General features: G+C 34.3%; 13 protein-coding genes. 5 read left to right on the top strand and 8 right to left on the bottom strand.

What is annotated here, in order from left to right; genetic code table 11:
• Positions 1-41: 41 nt before the first annotated feature.
• The 6 genes from gldL to dtd all read right to left on the bottom strand — a co-directional run bounded on the left by gldL (position 42) and on the right by dtd (position 5,837).
• Complete coding sequence (gldL, locus tag IC221_RS00065; protein WP_044211791.1) at positions 42-866, bottom strand: gliding motility protein GldL; 825 nt, start codon at positions 864-866, stop codon at positions 42-44.
• 68 nt (positions 867-934) lie between these two features.
• Entirely contained in the window at positions 935-1,981 is a 1,047-nt protein-coding gene (locus tag IC221_RS00060) for an SUMF1/EgtB/PvdO family nonheme iron enzyme (protein WP_172665954.1), read from the bottom strand.
• 167 nt (positions 1,982-2,148) lie between these two features.
• Positions 2,149-3,093 carry a type IX secretion system membrane protein PorP/SprF gene (locus tag IC221_RS00055; protein ID WP_188167029.1) on the bottom strand — a complete coding sequence of 315 codons (945 nt, stop codon included), beginning with the start codon at positions 3,091-3,093 and terminating at the stop codon, positions 2,149-2,151.
• A 318-nt stretch (positions 3,094-3,411) separates the two neighbouring features.
• Positions 3,412-4,188, bottom strand: coding sequence for a uroporphyrinogen-III synthase (locus IC221_RS00050; protein WP_044211785.1), 777 nt, complete (start codon positions 4,186-4,188; stop codon positions 3,412-3,414).
• A gap of 66 nt (positions 4,189-4,254) precedes the next feature.
• A complete protein-coding gene (locus tag IC221_RS00045; RefSeq protein ID WP_188167028.1) occupies positions 4,255-5,388 on the bottom strand; it encodes a DUF4271 domain-containing protein in 1,134 nt (377 codons plus the stop codon).
• A complete protein-coding gene (gene dtd, locus IC221_RS00040; protein WP_044211779.1) occupies positions 5,385-5,837 on the bottom strand; it encodes a D-aminoacyl-tRNA deacylase in 453 nt (150 codons plus the stop codon). The genes IC221_RS00045 and dtd overlap by 4 nt, the downstream gene beginning before the upstream one ends.
• 261 nt (positions 5,838-6,098) lie before the next feature.
• Here dtd and IC221_RS00035 point away from each other — a divergent pair, with 261 nt between their 5' ends.
• Positions 6,099-6,737 (top strand): Ezrin/radixin/moesin family protein, encoded by a 639-nt coding sequence (locus IC221_RS00035; protein ID WP_188167027.1) that lies wholly within the window; start codon positions 6,099-6,101, stop codon positions 6,735-6,737.
• Positions 6,738-6,826: 89 nt separating this feature from the next.
• Positions 6,827-7,315: a cytidine deaminase gene (gene cdd, locus IC221_RS00030; protein WP_044211776.1), complete on the top strand. Its 489-nt coding sequence runs from the start codon at positions 6,827-6,829 to the stop codon at positions 7,313-7,315.
• Between the two features lie 10 nt (positions 7,316-7,325).
• On the opposite strand, the gene IC221_RS00025 is transcribed toward cdd, so the two are convergent.
• Entirely contained in the window at positions 7,326-8,459 is a 1,134-nt protein-coding gene (locus tag IC221_RS00025; RefSeq protein WP_188167026.1) for a hypothetical protein, read from the bottom strand.
• 127 nt (positions 8,460-8,586) lie between these two features.
• On the opposite strand from IC221_RS00025, the gene rnr reads away from it, so the two are divergent.
• From rnr to IC221_RS00010, 3 genes are all read left to right on the top strand, one after another.
• A complete protein-coding gene (gene rnr, locus IC221_RS00020; RefSeq protein ID WP_188167025.1) occupies positions 8,587-10,764 on the top strand; it encodes a ribonuclease R in 2,178 nt (725 codons plus the stop codon).
• A gap of 29 nt (positions 10,765-10,793) precedes the next feature.
• The gene (locus IC221_RS00015) at positions 10,794-11,303 is read left to right on the top strand and encodes a phosphoribosyltransferase family protein (protein ID WP_044211770.1); all 510 of its coding nucleotides are present in this window, start codon (positions 10,794-10,796) and stop codon (positions 11,301-11,303) included.
• A 253-nt stretch (positions 11,304-11,556) separates the two neighbouring features.
• Positions 11,557-11,799 (top strand): hypothetical protein, encoded by a 243-nt coding sequence (locus IC221_RS00010; protein ID WP_188167024.1) that lies wholly within the window; start codon positions 11,557-11,559, stop codon positions 11,797-11,799.
• Between the two features lie 72 nt (positions 11,800-11,871).
• Here the strand turns inward: IC221_RS00010 and IC221_RS00005 are convergent, their stop codons facing one another.
• Entirely contained in the window at positions 11,872-12,852 is a 981-nt protein-coding gene (locus tag IC221_RS00005; protein ID WP_223241242.1) for an alpha/beta hydrolase, read from the bottom strand.
• Between the last annotated feature and the right edge of the window lie 245 nt (positions 12,853-13,097).

Below are 13,097 nucleotides of genomic sequence, written 5' to 3'. Positions count from 1 at the left end.
TGTTAAGGTTTATACAAAATATGAACGTCTGAAAGACTAAATTAGCCTTTCATTGCAGTAAGCATCTTACCATATACATTGTTCAACGAAGTTAAGTTCGTTGTTAATGCAGTCATTTGAGTCTTGAACTTAGTAGCTTCTTTACTTGCTTCATCCATGCTTTGAACAGCAGTTGCTAAGTTGCCGTGGAATTTATTAATTGTTTTAAGATGGTTATTAGCATCTTTTAATTCCATTTCATAAACTGCATTTAATGCACCTAAGTTCTTAGTGATAGCTTGAACTTGTTGTTGGTGAGCTTTAGAATCAGCTGCAGTACCTTCCATTGTTTTCATAGCAGAAACAGTAGTAGAGAAAGACTTGTTTAAGTCTCCCATAGACTTTGTAGCTACTTGTAATGAACGAGAGTACTCGTCTGAAGCACCAGCAACGCTAGCTACTGACTTCATTTGACCAACTGATTTATTTAAGTTCTCCATTCCAGCACCAAAGTTTTTGAATACTTCTGGAGTTAATTTCGCATCTGCTAGCATTTTATCCATTGCACCTAAAGCTGCAATATCTTTCTTAGGATCAGCCTTAACTGCTTTTTTCTTTGGAGCTGCTGCTGCTTCTTCTGATAATAATTCAGGGTAAGCTAATGCCCAATCGTAATGCTTTTCGAAAGGTGCAGCTGGAGCGAATGCTCCGATAAAGAATAATAATGCTTCTGTGATAAGACCAGCTGCAAGAATAGGTCCACCGTTAGGTAGGTGAAGAATTTTAAACATTGCACCTACAATTACTACTGCTGCTCCAAGGTTAGTTAAAATAGGAACGTATACTCTGTAGAATTTTGCTCTTCCTGTTTCGTGTAAATGGCTCATTTTGCTTCTAAAATTGTCTAAATTGATTGTTTTGGATAAACTTGTGTTCCTTGTTTAGGTTCACTTTACTAATAATCTAATCCAGATGATCTACCTAGATTAATCATAACACACCTAAACCCTATATATGATCTTGCTTGTGTTTCGAACTCGTATGATCTTGTTCCCGTTTGGATATAATATGGGATATCTTTCCAAGAACCGCCTCTAACGATTTTCTTTGGCTCATTTGGATCTGTATAAGTAGGGTTTAAGTCCCAAACAATTGGATAACCCGATGGATTGTATGCATCATCACACCACTCAGCTACATTCCCTGACATGTCATAAAGACCAAATCCGTTAGGGAAGTAAGCTCCGACTGGAGATGTATAAGAATAACCGTCATCATAATAGTTACCTCTACCTGGCTTAAAGTTTGCTAAAGCACAACCTTTACCATTTCTCACATAAGGACCACCCCAAGGGTATTTAGCCATATCAAGACCACCTCTCGCTGAATATTCCCATTCTGCTTCTGTAGGTAATCTAAACGCCGGCATCTCTGCAAGTCCTTGTTCTGTTCTGTAACCATTGTAATGTCTTGTTCTCCATGCACAAAACTCTACCGCAGCTCTTCTTGTAACACCTACAACTGGATAATCATCAAATGCAGGGTGACTATAGTAATAGTCTTGCATTGGCTCACCCATGTGGTAAGTAAAATCTTTTTCCCATACTGTTGTATCAGGACGCAATTCTTCTTGAATTTGCTCGAAAGTCCAATCTGCACTAGTATCAGATTCAGCTTCCATACCTTCAATAAACTGACGGTACTCATTATTTGTGATCTCTGTCTCATCCATGAAGAAGCCACTAATTGTAACTTGTTTGTTCATGTTGATCATAGAGTAAGTAATATCTTCATCTGCCTGTCCCATGTGGAATGTTCCTCCTGGTACACTAGTCATTCCATAAGGTATTACTTGTGGATCCCATTCAGGTCGATCTTGTGAACCAATCAGGTTACCTTGATCGGAATCACTACCACCTCCAAGTAGGCCGCCACAACTTTGTGTTAAGACAGCCAAAATGCTTAACGCTCCTATTAGCCTTTTCTTTGACAAGCTTTTCATATGATAAAAAATTCTCCTATTGGATTGATACGTTTCTTTTTCTATTAGACAATGAACGTTAATATATTATAACTAAACATTATCAAACATCAATGAAACAAAAATGAATCCAAAAAATTAAAATTGAGAAAAAAAAAACAAAAACAGGTTAAAATAGTGAGTTGAAATTAGTCGTGACGATAGCGTGGAGTTCTAATCACTGAAGGTGATTTACCCCCAAATGCACCAAAACCAAAAGAAAGTAATATCTCATGAGAAGTTAGTGCTTTGGCTGATTGATCTTTTACTGTAAAATCAACAGCGTAGCCTAAGTGTAGTTTTCTATTTTTCAGCAAATAAACACCTGCCAGTGCACTTAAAGCTTCCATTTCTCTAAGTCCTGCACCTACATACACCCACTCTTGAAGATTCGCCAAAACAGTTAAATCAAAAGTAAAAGTATTTAAATCCGTTCTCATCAAAATAGAAGGCTGAAGAATAAGATTATTAGTGACATCCAATGACATTCCAAATAATCCATTAAAGGACATTCCCAACGCACTAAATGGGGAAGAACTACCACCATCAAAGTCTGATTCTAATAAATGTTTTGCTCCTATACCGGCATAAATCTTTTCACTTTGATAATATACTCCTGCTGAAATATCAGGCACAATCGAATTTAAAGGCTGCCCTCCATTGTATAAGGGATCATTTTCATTTACAAATCTCAACCTATCAGTATTTAAGCTACGGTCATAAATTCCAGCTCTTAACCCAAAAGATAAAGAACCACTTTTTAAGGGAACCAAATATGACACAGACAATTGCGCTTCAAGATTTGACATCAACCCTACATCATCATTTACTAAATGGAAACCTACCCCTAATCTCTTCGATTGAATAGGTGAGGTTATTGAGAAAAACTGGGTATTCAATGTACCATCGTTTTCAAAAGTTCCTTCATACCCTAGCCATTGTGTACGATGTAATAAAACCACTTCTGTTTCTTCCGAAGTCATTCCAACAGCTGCTGGATTCAGAAAAGGTTTTGAAAACATGTATTGAGTAAATTGAGGATCTTGTTGTGCTTGAGAGCTAAGATGAGAACACATCATGACAAGAAAGCTCATGATGAAAAATTTTGTCAAATGCATAATTTATAAGTCAGGTTAGGTCAATTCTCCCTAAAATTGATGATAGAGTTAAATAATTTACAGACTAAATAAAGAGAAGGATAAGTACTTTGCTTCAAGTTGAATTAATTTCTTTTGAGATTCTGAAATTAACACATCGATTTCTATTCTTCGTTTATAAAGTGCTGTTAGAAGTTACTATATTTTTAGGAATCTTCTGCTACAATTAACAAAAAAATAAAGTATTACCTTATATCAAACATAAAAAAAACACCACAAAACTGTGGTGTTTCAATATCTTAAAGCGTAAAGGTTTTACTCATTCGCCTCTTTTATATACAACTCGATTGCACCTGTCATAGAAGGAGCATTTGGTAATGGTGCCTCTACATCTAAATGTAAACCAGCATCTCTTACAGCTGAAGCTGTAGTGGGGCCAAATGCAGCAATTCTTGTTTCCTTTTGCTCAAAATCAGGGAAGTTCGTAAATAACGATTTAATTCCTGAAGGGCTAAAGAAAGCAATCATATCATAATAAATATCGCTAAGATCTGATAAATCAGCGGCTACCGTACGGTAGATGATCGCTTCATTCATTTCGATATTATTAGACTCCATATAATCTGGAATATCCTCTTTTCTAATATCTGAACAAGGGAATAAGAACTTCTCGTTTTTAAACTTCTTGAATAGATCAAACATGTCCCTAGCAGTCTTGTAACCTGTAAACAACTTACGTTTACGGACTACAATATACTTCTGAAGGTAATTTGCAGTTTGCTCAGAGATACAGAAATACTTCATATCTGCTGGCACTTCAACCTTCAGTTCCTTACATAATCTAAAGAAATGGTCTATGGCATTTCTAGATGTAAAGATCACTGCTGTATGCTCTAAGATATTAATCTTTTGAGCTCTAAATTCTTTGGCTGTCACGCCTTTTACTTCGATAAAAGGACGAAAATCAATTTGGATTCCATACTTTTCTCCTAATTTGTGATAAGGAGAATTTTGATTGGCGGGTTCCGGTTGAGACACCAATATTGACTTCACAGCTTTCTTCACCACTTTTCCTGCTATGTCGTTTGCCATGTTGTTTTATCTATTTTTATGTAGTAAATCGAAGTTAAAAAAGATTTACTTTGAGTTATAAGAAATTCAACTAATGAAAACCTTCACCGCTAACAACGAAGGAAGGAATTCGGTCGCGCAAAAATACGAAAATAAATAATTATTTCTAAAGTTTACTTGTTTAGATACAGCGATATACACTAAAAAACTTTTTATAAGAAAGCCGATCCCTATAAAAAGCCTCATAAACTCCCAAGAGATATAAAATGGATTTAGTGTCCAAAAAACGCATATAATCATATAAAACAGTACATAAACCCATGTTAATTTATAGAATTCTGCCCCATGAATCGACGGTATATTCGTATTCGAAAAAATATTTCCTAAAAAATAAATTATTATCAATCGAAACGCTACAAAACCTAAAATTGCAACCATAACATAGAAAATGTTGATTGCAAAGGCTGAAACGTCTTTATTCAGTTCTGCAGAGGTGACTTGAGAGAGCCAAATCTCACCATTTCCGAACAGCATTAATGCTAGACTTCCTACTAAGGTAAAACTAAAAATAAACATGATCAACTGAAGAGTGTTCATTTTTGTAGTATCTCCCCTTCCCATCGTCACTCCTTCAAAAGATCTTATCAATGAATTTGCTCCTGTTTTTAACCCTCCAACCTTGGCTGCAAGACCTACAAAAGCAAAAACAATCAGAGACCACATTAAAAGCATCTCTCTAAAATCAGAATGATACCTAAATTTCTCTTTATAGGTGCTTTTATTCATGATAGAGTTAGAATTCAACTTATCATATGGAACTTCCTTATCAACAAAAAAGCTTTGAGGTGCACTTCCATCTACTGTATTCACAACAAATAAAAGCTCCCCTGTCACTTTTTGTTGCTCTTTGAGTTTGGAATTAGAGAAATAAACAAGTCCGTTATCTTTTTTGGAAATATCTTGGAGTTGGTTATTTACAAATACCGCAGCATTTTCTGGAATAATGAACTCTACTCCTAAACCATTTAGATTTTTAACATCTAAAAGGAGGTAGAAGTTTTTCACGAAAGGGTGTTCTTCAGGAATATACGGAACAAACCCATTGACTTTACTTTCGTAAATCAGCCATTTATCTTGAATTGGGAACTCAACGGCATACAAATTCCTTTGACTCGCAAAAAATGTAATTATTGAAAAAAGTAAATAGAAAAAATATCTCATTTTTTATCTTTTGAATCTATTACGATTGTCACTGGACCATCATTTAACAATGAAACTTGCATATCAGCACCAAATTCTCCAGTCTGAATTTCTTTTCCTGTAAGTTGATGTAGCGTGTTGATCATCTCTTCATAAAGTGGAATCGCTTTATCGGGGTGAGCTGCACCAATATAAGACGGTCTATTGCCCTTTTTAGTACTTGCCTGCAAAGTAAATTGAGAAATCAATAATATATTACCATCTACGTCTTGCACCGACTTATTCATTTTCCCTTCTTCATCAGAAAAAATTCTCATTCCCACTATTTTTTTAGCTAACCATTGAAGATCTTCTTTTTCATCATCTTGACTAACGCCCAACAAAATCATCAATCCCTTTTGAATTTCTCCAATCACAATACCTCCCACTTCAACTTTAGCGAAAGAAACTCGTTGCAATACAGCGTTCATAAAAATAATGGTTTATCTTGAAAAAATCTTAATTACAGTGTATAAGTCTCTGTGTTGCGAATTTAAAGGTTATTAGAAAAAGATTTTTACTGTTAGAGCAATTTTCGTTAATATAGTGGCATAAACATTGATGTTTTTAGATGAAAAAAATTATGTTTATATTTTTTATAAAGCATTCTTGCTTTTTTTCATTCTTCAACAAAATAAAATAACGTTATTTAAGGTTATTCTTAACAAATAGTATTGAAAAATAATTTTACCATGAAAAGGATATTTATATTACTCTTTATCGCATTTAGTTTTATAGCTGTAGATAATGATCTATACGCCCAAAAAAAGAAAAAGAAAAGCAAATCTTCTGATTCAAAGAAAAATGAAAAAGCAGAAGTAAAAGAATGGAAGAAAAAGCTAAAAAATACTGATCCCCTTAAGTTCAGAGACATGACACAAGAGCTAAATACGCTTAGAGGTCAAGCATCTGGTTTAAAAGCTGAAATTTCAAAATTAGAGCAAGAGAAAGGTTCTTTTAATTCACAATTGAAAGAAAAAGATAATACTATCGCTGACTTAAAAGAGGAAAATGCGAAGCTGAAGAAGAAAATGGATAATAACGTTTCTCATTCAGGTGATGATTATACTAAAGGTATTGTTTATAAAGTTCAAATTGGAGCTTTCAAAAACCGTGACTTATCAAAATTCCAGGATAAAGGTAACTTCTGGATGGAAGATCAAGACGGTCTGAAAAAATATACAATTGCATATTTCCGTGATTACGGCGAAGCTGATCAGTTCAAAAAATATATGAGAGCAATGGGCGTAAAAGATGCATGGATTGTAGCTTATGACGATAATGTTCGTAAAGACATTAAAGATGTACAAAGAAAAGGTTCTGGAAAATAATTATTAACAGTACTTTTGATAAAGAAAGCCTTTAGGATATGAATTCTAAAGGCTTTTTCTGTATCTTAATTTTCTAAATAAGAAAAGATATGGCAAAAAAATTAAACCTTAACATCGAAATTGTCACTTATGATAATATTGATGAATTATCCAAGGAAGATCAAGAACTCTTACGCCTCGCTGAGGAAGCTACATTCAAATCTTATGCACCTTACTCTAACTTTAATGTTGGAGCAGCTTTAATTCTTGAAAATGGCCAAATAGTCACTGGAAATAACCAAGAAAATGCGGCTTACCCTTCCGGAATGTGTGCTGAACGTAGTGCTATTTACTGGGCAGGAGGCCAATACCCCGATCAGAAAATATTAACAATGGCAATTGCTGCAAGAAAAGGAGAAGAACAAAGCTTTATTCCTATATCGCCTTGTGGTGCTTGTAGACAAGCTATGTTAGAATACGAGGTAAAACAAGACAGCCCAATCCGTCTGTTGATGAAGGGGCAAAAAGATATTTATGAAATGCAATCTGTATCTGACTTACTGCCTTTCAAATTCACTCAAAAAGATTTATTCGAATAATATTATACCATTATTTGGAAAGCAGTTTCTCATTGAGGTGGTTTATTATTCGTATTCCATACTCAGTATTAGCTGCTTTTCTTTTATAAAATTTGGACTGATCTTTTTTCTTTTGGAGTACGTTGAGAGCGTATAAATAAGCATAAAGAGGTGAATCTATATATTCCTTTCTCGATTCTAATTCCTGCAACTGTTTATCTGATTCCATCAATAATACTTTTGATGCTTGATAGTCCTCATTCTCAAAATAATAAATACCCTTCATTATCATTCCGCCAATCTGATTCAACTTTTCCGATGAATTTTCCATAAGTGCTATATAGCCTAGTACTTCTTTCCGTTGAAACTCTTCAAAAAAAATCAATGCAATTAACCCCTCAAAAACAAAAAGATGGTTTTCAGGATAATTATCTAGAAAGTGATACGCTAAAGTCAAAGCTGTACTATCCTTACTTCTAGTATAAATCCACATCAGATACCTGCCTGCCTCAGTTGATGTAAAAACACTTCGCTGTTGTGCTAATTCTAACTGTTGAATTCCTAATTTTTTATCACCCGAAGGAAAAAAACTTAAAAATGGCTTGTAAATAGGATTGGCCTCAGGGAAAAACTCACGATAGTAATTATAGATACCCGATGAAAAGTTAAACTCTTCAAACCGGTCCAAGTTTTTCATTCCCTTAATGGTCAAAGAATAAACTTCTTTTGCCTCAGATACAGCCTTCCATGTAGAACCAATATGGTTATACGTTCTTGCTTTTACACTTCGAGCTAAAAGTAAAAAATAAATGGACTCAAAATCATTCTCATCCTCACTATAAGAGGCTTCACATAATGCTATACATTCATCTAAATATTCAAATAATAAACTTACCTTTTCATCATCTTCATAATCAAACGGTACATTTCTCCAATAAACATTCAATCCTTTCAATATAGCTGTGGAAGAATGTTCCTCCATAATATCCACATACTTGAGCATCAAAGAATCAGAGGTCTTGTAATCACATTTATACAAAGCATCCATAATGGACGATGCACACTGTAACGCCTCCTCATTTTCCCACAGTTTTTGGGACTTCTGAGCATAAGTAGAAGTGAATAAAATTAAAATTTGAAGGGTTAAGTAAAAACTTCTCAACATAGTTTCGTAATCATCGTCCTATAACTAGGATTTTATCGTAATTTAGCAATTAGAAGGATTAAGTTGGCATCTCCTACTTTTTTACAAGCAAACTTGATCCGTCTTTTATTAGATGTAAATCATAAGCATGGCAAAAACCAGAAAAAAGAATATAAAAACAAAGAAAAAGGTACAAAGAAGAAGTAGCCTTAATTCTCATACCATACAAAATATCATTGAACTTTTAAATTCAAGACCTGATATGGGCTTTAGTCTTCGACAAATCGTCAAAGATGTTAGAATTAAAAGTCAAACTGATAAAGATAAACTCAAATATATAATGATTGCCTTAGCAGATGAAGGAAAAATTCTTCTGAAAGGTAAGAAATATCAATCTATATTGTTGCAAGAAGAGCAACAAAATGCCAGAACTGCAACGGTTGATTTTGTCAATCCAAAATTTGCATTCTTAATCGTCGATACTCCTGCTGGAGAAGAGGTTGAGGATATACGTGTGTTACTACCCAATATGAACAGAGCACTCAACGGAGATAAAGTTGAGTTCACTACTTTCTACAATAGACAAAGAAAACGTGATGAAGCTAAAATCACCAAAATCATTAAGCGTGAAAAAGATGAGTTTGTAGGACAGCTACAGATCTCTGAGCGTTTTGCTTTTGTGGTCGCTTCAGATCGAAAAATGTTCTATGATTTATTTATTCCTATTGAAAAAATTGGAGATGCACAAAATGGGGATAAAGTAATTGCCAAGATTACGCAATGGAAACAGAATGATAAATCACCTATTGGTAAAATCACTAAGGTTTTAGGTAAAGCAGGTGACAATGAAACTGAGATTCACTCTATCATGTTTGAATTCGGTCTTCCATTTGAATTCCCTAAAGAAGTAGATGCTGAGGCTGATGCTATTCCTGACGAAATTCCGGAAGATGAAATCAAAAACAGAAAAGATTTCAGAGATAGAACCACATTTACGATTGACCCAGTCACTGCAAAGGACTTTGATGATGCTCTTTCGATCAGAAAGATGAAAAATGGTCATTATGAGATTGGTGTTCACATTGCCGACGTTTCTCATTATGTGACTCCTGGATCGTTATTAGAGGAAGAAGCTTTCAAAAGAGCTACTTCAGTTTATTTGGTAGACCGTACGGTACCAATGTTACCAGAGAAACTTTCTAACGGCTTATGCTCATTAAATCCTCATGTTGATCGTTTAGCTTTTGCTGCGATTTTTGAGATGGATGAAACAGGAAAAGTCTATAAGCAGTCATTTGGTAGAACGGTGATTCATTCTGATAGACGCTTCTCTTATGAAGAAGCACAAGAAAGAATTGAATCTAAAGAAGGTGACTTCCAAGAAGAAATTAATATTCTAAACGACATCGCTCATCAACTTAGAGATGCTCGATTTAGAAATGGTGCAATTTCATTTGAATCCGTTGAATTGAAATTTGATTTGGATGAAAATGGCAAACCAACTGGGTTAACTCCAAAAATCAGAAAAGACGCTCATAAAATGATCGAGGAGTTTATGCTTCTTGCGAATAAAAGAGTAGCTGAGTCTATCTTCCGTAAAAAACAAGACGGTAAGCCTGTTACTATGGTTTACAGGGTGCATGGTGATCCTGACCCTGAAAAACTTGCTCAATTTGCTACTTTTGCAAAACGATTTGGTTATGACCTAGACCTTACGGAAAAGAAAATTGCATTCTCTCTTAATAACCTCACTGGAGAAGTTGAAGGTAAGCCGGAACAAAACATCATTGAGCAACAAGCCATACGTACAATGGCAAAAGCCATTTATACTACCAACCCAGAAGGGCACTATGGACTTGGATTTGCTCACTATACGCACTTTACTTCACCTATCCGTAGATACCCTGATGTAATGGTACATCGCTTATTACAACATTATTTAGACAAGGGTAAATCTGCTGACGAAAATGAGTTTGAAGATCGCTGTAAACACTCTTCTGCTAGAGAAAAAGTGGCAGCAGACGCTGAAAGAGCCTCTATCAAATACAAGCAAGTTGAGTTTATGTCTGAATTCCTTGGTGAAGAAATGGAGGGTACTGTTTCTGGATTGACAGATTGGGGAATGTTTATTGAACTTAAAGACACTAAATGTGAAGGTTTAGTTCGATATTCTTCTATGACTCATGATCAGTTCATTTTTGATCCTGATGCAATGATTGTTACAGGACAGAAATACAAAGAAACTTATCAGCTAGGAGACGAAGTAAAAGTTATTGTAAAAGAAACAAACATTGAAAAACGATCGATTGATTTCGATATTGTTTAATGGTTTAATATTAAAAATAAGAAGTAATCATGACGACTATTAGCAATGTTATTTTAAAACATGAGCAGATCGTTCAGAAAATACGCCGTATAGCCTTTGAAGTATATGAGGATAACTTCGGAGCGAAAGAAATTATATTCGCAGGGATTAAAGGAAATGGTTATCACTTTGCTGAATTATTAAAAGCTGAGTTTGATAAAATTTCTACGATCCCATCTGACATTACTAAAATTACGATTGATAAAACTGCTCCACTACAAACCTTTATCGAGGTAGATAAAGATTTAAAAGAGATGGAGGGGAAAGTGATACTTTTAGCAGATGATGTATTGAATACTGGACGTACTCTAGCTTATAGTATTAAACCTTTCTTAGGGATTAGAATCGAAAAGTTACAAGTAGCTGTTTTGGTAGATAGAGGATATCATAAATTCCCTGTAATTCCTAGCTTCACTGGTTATGAATTATCAACTACTGTAAAGCAAAATGTAGAAGTTGACCTTACTGATCACTTGAGCTTCACAGTAACGCTTACATAAAGCAGTTTTTACTTTCAAAATATTATAATCAATGGATTTTCAATACGTTAATTCATTGATTTTTTTTGTTCTAATTCTAAATAAGACAAGGTAATCTAGACTAGTTATCAATAAAGTTTAACTAGAAACAATCTAAATACAAACTGATCATTTTCAGCTATTTATATCTAGCTTAATTTGTTCTAATCGTAGTTTATGACTTAAATTTGAACATCAATTAAGAAATAAAAGTTTAAACCTAAACGATAAAAATATGTCTATTAGATTATCATCAAACTGTAAAAGCTGTGCTGAGTTAGCTGAATCATTAACTTGTAACGTACACAATGTTAAAGTAAACGAAAAATATACTTGTGATAGCTTCTCTAGTGCATCTGAATTAATCAATGCTATTCAATGTACTAACTGTGCATTCTTCCAAAAAGACAACTGCTCTAAACCTGCAAAAGCAACTGAAGGTATGCTTTGTGGAGATTGGGCACCAGCAAATGTTTAATTAAACATCTTGTAACAAAAAAAGCCAGAGTAATTTTAATTACCCTGGCTTTTTTCATTACTACTATTAGATTTATTTACCCAATAAAAATTCTAAAGGGATATTTAATCGTTTTGCCCAAGCTACCTCCGAGTGGTTTTCACCAGGGAACTTTTCAGTCATCCAATTATCAGATGTAAAACCATGTTTTTTCATGATCACATCTACTCTTTTTTGATAAGGCTCATATTGAGAATCCAATGTTTCTGTTCCAAAATCAAAATAGATCTTATGTGTTTTAGGATCTGGCAGATTATTATCAACATAATTGATTACTCCATCTGTGACCGCTTTGTTTTCTGCATCTGTAAAGTCTTCAGCATAAACCATAGGCCAATGTGTGGATAAACATCCAGCTCCGCCAAATACTTCAGGGTATTCACAAATTGCATACATCGAGATTAATCCTCCCATACTTGACCCCATTACAAATGTGTGTTCTCTATCAGAATAAGTAGGATAATGACTATCAATATAGGGTTTCAATTCGCTCGTAAGGAATTTCAAATAGTTATCCGACAGTAATTTACCTTCTACTCTTTTTTTCAATACAGCTTTCATATCAGATTCCGAGAGGTCTTTCAATGATTTTTGAGGCAAATATTCAGATGATCTATACTTTCCATTATTGGGTACAGCAACCACAATTACGTCTTGAATTTTATTTTCTTGCAATAATTTAGTGATATTTTCATCTACTTCCCACTCTTGCTTGTTCCATGTTACCATCGAATCAAAGAGCATTAAGCCATCATGCATATAAAGAACTGCATATTTCTTGTCTTTGGAATACCCTTCTGGCATATAAACATCTACATTTCTGCTGTCGATGTATTTTGATTCAAAATTAGGAAGTCGATCAATTTTACCTGCATAGAGTTTAGGCATTTGATCATCAGAAGCTTCTCCTACTCCTAATGTTTTTTCTTCTTGTTTCTCCTCTGTTTGCTTTGATTCAGTCGCACAAGAAAACAGAAGAAGTAAAGCTGATAAATAGGTAATTATTTTTTTCATTTTCTATTATTTATAATGTTATGCGCTTGTGTAGCGAAGGTAAGCAATTCAAAGTTTTCAAAGCACTTCTCAATAGATAAAATAGCTTGATTTAATATATTATTACATTTGAGTAAAGTATAAACACAAAAAAAGGTTAGTCAACATCTTGTGTTAACTAACCTTCTATATTTAATGAATGTGGCGCCGACTTACTCTCCCGGGGGTTAACCCAGTACCATCAGCACGGTAGGGCTTAACTGCTC

The sequence above is a fragment of the Flammeovirga sp. EKP202 genome, assembly GCF_014534745.1.
Taxonomy (GTDB): Bacteria; Bacteroidota; Bacteroidia; order Cytophagales; family Flammeovirgaceae; genus Flammeovirga.
Note: the sequence above shows the minus strand (reverse complement) of the source record. Positions and strands in the feature narration are given on the sequence as shown.

Coding starts and splice junctions, on each gene's coding strand:
- IC221_RS00055 (WP_188167029.1), bottom strand. CDS start 3,093: ATGAGCTTTCTTGTCATGATGTGTTCTCATCTTAGCTCTCAAGCACAA.
- dtd (WP_044211779.1), bottom strand. CDS start 5,837: ATGAACGCTGTATTGCAACGAGTTTCTTTCGCTAAAGTTGAAGTGGGA.
- cdd (WP_044211776.1), top strand. CDS start 6,827: ATGGCAAAAAAATTAAACCTTAACATCGAAATTGTCACTTATGATAAT.
- IC221_RS00010 (WP_188167024.1), top strand. CDS start 11,557: ATGTCTATTAGATTATCATCAAACTGTAAAAGCTGTGCTGAGTTAGCT.
- rnr (WP_188167025.1), top strand. CDS start 8,587: ATGGCAAAAACCAGAAAAAAGAATATAAAAACAAAGAAAAAGGTACAA.
- IC221_RS00025 (WP_188167026.1), bottom strand. CDS start 8,459: ATGTTGAGAAGTTTTTACTTAACCCTTCAAATTTTAATTTTATTCACT.
- IC221_RS00060 (WP_172665954.1), bottom strand. CDS start 1,981: ATGAAAAGCTTGTCAAAGAAAAGGCTAATAGGAGCGTTAAGCATTTTG.
- IC221_RS00045 (WP_188167028.1), bottom strand. CDS start 5,388: ATGAGATATTTTTTCTATTTACTTTTTTCAATAATTACATTTTTTGCG.
- IC221_RS00005 (WP_223241242.1), bottom strand. CDS start 12,852: ATGAAAAAAATAATTACCTATTTATCAGCTTTACTTCTTCTGTTTTCT.
- IC221_RS00050 (WP_044211785.1), bottom strand. CDS start 4,188: ATGGCAAACGACATAGCAGGAAAAGTGGTGAAGAAAGCTGTGAAGTCA.
- IC221_RS00015 (WP_044211770.1), top strand. CDS start 10,794: ATGACGACTATTAGCAATGTTATTTTAAAACATGAGCAGATCGTTCAG.
- gldL (WP_044211791.1), bottom strand. CDS start 866: ATGAGCCATTTACACGAAACAGGAAGAGCAAAATTCTACAGAGTATAC.
- IC221_RS00035 (WP_188167027.1), top strand. CDS start 6,099: ATGAAAAGGATATTTATATTACTCTTTATCGCATTTAGTTTTATAGCT.